At 43.0% G+C, this 4,422-nt stretch carries 4 protein-coding genes; all 4 read right to left on the reverse strand.

All coding sequences use genetic code 11. The features are described from left to right. Window positions 1-524: 524 nt before the first annotated feature. Entirely contained in the window at window positions 525-1,277 is a 753-nt protein-coding gene (locus tag CCU_RS13505) for an alpha/beta fold hydrolase (RefSeq protein WP_015535033.1), read from the reverse strand. 38 nt (window positions 1,278-1,315) lie between these two features. Further along, window positions 1,316-1,786 carry a hypothetical protein gene (locus CCU_RS13510; RefSeq protein ID WP_015535034.1) on the reverse strand — a complete coding sequence of 157 codons (471 nt, stop codon included), beginning with the start codon at window positions 1,784-1,786 and terminating at the stop codon, window positions 1,316-1,318. An 18-nt stretch (window positions 1,787-1,804) separates the two neighbouring features. Next, window positions 1,805-2,734, reverse strand: a complete 930-nt coding sequence (locus CCU_RS13515; RefSeq protein WP_022216353.1) for an acyl-CoA thioester hydrolase/BAAT C-terminal domain-containing protein — start codon at window positions 2,732-2,734, stop codon at window positions 1,805-1,807. 333 nt (window positions 2,735-3,067) lie between these two features. Beyond that, window positions 3,068-4,422, reverse strand: a 1,355-nt coding sequence (locus tag CCU_RS13520) for an alanine/glycine:cation symporter family protein (protein WP_208896305.1), incomplete at its 5' end; no start/stop codon positions are given.

Genomic DNA, 4,422 nt, shown 5'->3' on the forward strand with positions numbered 1-4,422 from the left:
CAGTTAAAGGACTAGAGGCTTGCTCTAGTTTACAATTTGTTGGCCAGCAAGACCTCTCAGCATTCAAAAGTGCATAAAATTTTATCTAAAATGACAAAAACCAGGAAAAGGATACAATTTCTAATGTCTTTGTATCCTTTTCCCGGTTTTATTTTAATTTGCGAAAATATTATGCGCTTTTTATTGATTACACTTCTCGCCAAACTACCTACACTGAGAGTCGAACATTTGTTTGATGTGATATATGCGGTGCTACCCTATTCGGTAGGCGGTTAGCCTTCATCACAGGAGTTTATAGCCATAATCAGCTTTATGCATCACTTGCTTTGCTCTTGATTATGCCGTTGGCTCTAAGAGCAATGATAAGACACAAAAATAACCGCCCAGTCCTAACAAACTTTAGCGGTTACTTTTGTATCCAATAATATCAGGGCTAACCGTCTATCGGTTGCACCTTTTGATATTATATTAGCATTCTCCACCCCCTTCATGTCAAACGTATATTAACTCATATTTTCCATATCTCACTGAAACTTGCTCATCATTTCCTCAAACAACTCAGGCCTGAGTAAGACAAGTCCGCCGTGTCCGAGTTCCGGTAATACTTCAAACTCCGTCTGAGGTAGCCTGCGCCTGATATACGCTATATCATTTTTCCGCTCTTTTTCTTCATTCTTTGCGTACCAATAATGGATGTGCGTATCAATCTTCGGAACAGGATCCGGCACCTTATAGTTATTGCACGATTCAAATGTTCGCCACAGTGTTTTGCTGCTGCAATGTCTCAGAACATCCGCAACATACTGCAGATCTTCCTTGGAATAGTCGTCTGTAGCAAATGCCTTTTCCAGCAAAGCCACACCGCCTGCTCTGCCTATCATCATCATTAGATAATCCTTGAGCGCAATAAAGCGTGTCACGATCCATGGCAACTGATACGGTGTGATTCCGCCGTCTATTACACAATGCTGTATTCTAACCTTCTGTCCCAGCGCAACCATAAGCGCAACGGAACCGCCCATAGAACAGCCATATACAGCATATATCTCCGTGAATTCCTTCGCCTTGATCCAGTTATTTAAGTCTGATGCAATCTGCTCCACGCTTGTAAAGTCATTGTCATTGTCAAAATCATAACCCGGAAGTGCCGGAACCAGCAGATGATAATTCTTTTCTAACAGAGGAATTACATTCTCAAAGTAATCCCACTTCACAACAGATGGATGTATCAATATTATCGTTTCTTTATTCTCTTTTCCGAACTCATGGATAGTCATTGTATTTTTCCTTCCTCATACCATATTCTTTCTTTAGATCATGATGAAAATATTCCACATTCAGTATAAGTGTTATAGAATTCGTCTACACCTTTCTCGTAGTGGAATTTCCAGTCAAGCTCATACTTTGATGTCTGGCTTGCTATGCTCTCCTGCACCTTTTTGTCCTGAACATTGTCAGTGAAGAGCGTACACTTCTTGTTCTCATGCGCCTTCACCATGAAAGGCGAATCGAACACCGCAGTGACCATCTCATCCACAACTTCAGGTGTGATCCTATCCGGCTCTGCCTTGTGCAGTGAAAATACAAATGCTGCGATATACAGGTTCATCTCCAGTGAGCTTCCACCTATATCGGGAGTTCTGAGAAGCATCTCCTTGTACTCTCTCTTCACGGATCTTTTATATCTCTTCATGTCCATATCAGGATATATCTGCGCAAGCCTTGCAAGTGCCTGCTTAAAACACAGCAGTTCCACAGCTTTTGCATACATTCCATATTTCAACATTTTAATCGCCTGCCCTTTTTATTCCTGTATCCATTCCTTAAGTGCGGCTGAGAGTCTTCTGTCTATATCCTTTCTCGTCGCCTCGCACTCATTTGGATAATCCTTTGCAGCCTTGAATATAAACTTCATGACGAATTTCAGTCCAACCGGAAGTGCCATACGAAGCATCGATTCCGGCAGAACAAAATGAGTTCCATGCTCATACACAAGCGGCACATACTCACATGTATGTGGACGCTCCTTCAGTCGCTGATCCATTCTGCGGATGTATTTGCCCGCCTCCCAGAACGAGTCGTCGTCTGCACCAATCAAAAACAGCTTTCCCCTTATGTTCTCGACCTTGATCATTTCCTCTTCTGTGTGTTCTCTGGCCTTCTCCGAATCGATAAACAGACAGGTACTGCGCTCAATGTCGCCGGAGCCCTTTGTCTCCTCCTCGATTTTCTGCCAGTACACAGGATGCTCATACACAAATGGCATATAAGCAAGAGGCTCGCCTCTCCACGAAAGAGTCGATGCACCCGGTATCGGCCATTCCTTACATCCGTCTTTTTTGCCCTGTTCAAATCCCTGCCATACAAAGTCACTTGCCGTAAGTCCAAATGTCAATGTGATATCAGGAAAATACGATGCCGCAACAATGGAATCCATTCCAGCCGTACTCATTCCCATGATGCCTATTTTCCGGTTTCCATGACTTTTCAGCCATGCAATAGCCGACTCTATTCTCTCAAGCGGATTATTTACATGGCTGTAATTCTTCTTTCCAGGAGATATGCAGAGTGCGTTCACACCATTTTTGTGCAGCCACTTTGCTCCGCACTTCGCCATAAAATCATTCGGATCGTCTCCAAACAGTCCTATGAATGCACAGTCAGCCCCATTTGGATTCTCGTAGTATGTTCCGTAGAACCCATCCTTCTCGATCTCAAAAAACTGTTTTTTCACAACTTTTTCCTCCATTTTCCTGTATACTCCAGACCGCCCTCGCTGCCTGATAACACAATGACAACTTTATCTCTTCTGTCACCAACCGGATATAAGACACAATCCGCCTTGTGCAGTGTTTCTTTTATAGTTTCAGAACCTTTCATTTGTTACATCCCCCTGATCCAATTCTCTTAACAACCACAATGTTAGCCGCTACTAACTTTATTGTCAACTGTTATTGCTTTATAAATCAAAAAAACTCCCGCAAATAAAAAAGCAGCCAGACAAAATTTTGTCTGACTGCTGGTAGGTGTTCATCCAATTATTATAAATATTTACTTCTATTGAGCCCTACAGTTCCTTGTGACGTGCAAAGTAATCCTTTGTCTCTGCCACAACCACACTGCTGAGTGCAAGCAATGCTATGATATTCGGAATCGCCATAAGTCCGTTAAATATATCAGCGATAGTCCATACAGCCTTAACTGTCATGTATGGTCCGATAAATACGCAAAGTATGTATAACCAACGATAGATCTGAACTGAGACCTTGCTGCCGTTTGTGAGGTACTCAAGACACCTCTCACCATAATAGTCCCAACCAAGGATAGTTGTAAATGCGAAGAATACAAGGCAGATCATCAGGATGAATGCTGCAACCTGACCTGGCATAAAGAAAAGTCCCTTCTGGAATGCATCAGTTGTGACTGCGATTCCCTCAAGGCTGCCATCCTGCCAGCTTCCCATCATAACGATTGAAAGACCTGTCATTGTACATACGATGATAGTATCAATAAATGTACCTGTCATTGTTACAAGTCCCTGACGAACAGGCTCCTTTGTCTGAGCTGCTGCTGCTGCGATAGGTGCAGAACCAAGGCCAGCCTCATTCGAGAAGATACCACGTGCAACACCCTTCTGCATGGCTATTGCAAGACTTGCTGTAACACCACCTGCAAATGACATAGGCTTAAATGCGCACTTGACTATTGTTTCAAATGCAGCTGGAACTTTATTTATATTAACTATGATAAGAACCAGACACACCACGATGTAGAGAACTGCCATGAATGGTACTATAATCTGAGAAACCTTTGATATTCTCTGGATTCCACCGATTACAACAAGTCCTACAAGGATTGCAAGAATAAATGCTGAGATGACGATGGCTATTGAGTAGTCATTTCCAAAGATTGATACTGTATTTGCCTTGTCAGGATCAAAGAAAGCCTGAACTGCAGAAGCAATACCATTTACCTGTGTAAATGTACCGATACCCATAAGACCTACGCATGCTCCGAAGAATGCAAATATCTTTGCAAGCCACCTCCACTTGTGACCCATACCGCTCTCAATGTAATAGAAAGGTCCTCCGAGAACGTGTCCATCCTCGTCAATCTTTCTGTACTTTACAGCAAGCAGTCCCTCTGAATACTTTGTTGCCATTCCAAAAAGCGCTGCGATCCACATCCAGAAAAGTGCTCCGGGACCACCGGCAAGGATACCTATAGCTGTTGCTACTCCTACGATATTACCTGTACCGATAGTTGCTGAAAGTGCTGTACATAACGCGCCAAAGCTCGTCACCTCTCCTGTACCGTCTTCCTCATTCTTAATCATGAATCTCAGTGCCTTTGGCAGATGAACTATCTGAAGGAACTTAAGTCTGATCGTCAGATAGATTCCGCAGACGATGATGAGTATTA

This window comes from Coprococcus sp. ART55/1, assembly GCF_000210595.1.
GTDB lineage: Bacteria > Bacillota > Clostridia > Lachnospirales > Lachnospiraceae > Coprococcus > Coprococcus aceti.

Excerpts from the sequence above, each read along its gene's own strand:
- CCU_RS13505 (WP_015535033.1), bottom strand. The coding sequence starts at position 1,277 with ATGACTATCCATGAGTTCGGAAAAGAGAATAAAGAAACGATAATATTG.
- CCU_RS13510 (WP_015535034.1), bottom strand. The coding sequence starts at position 1,786 with ATGTTGAAATATGGAATGTATGCAAAAGCTGTGGAACTGCTGTGTTTT.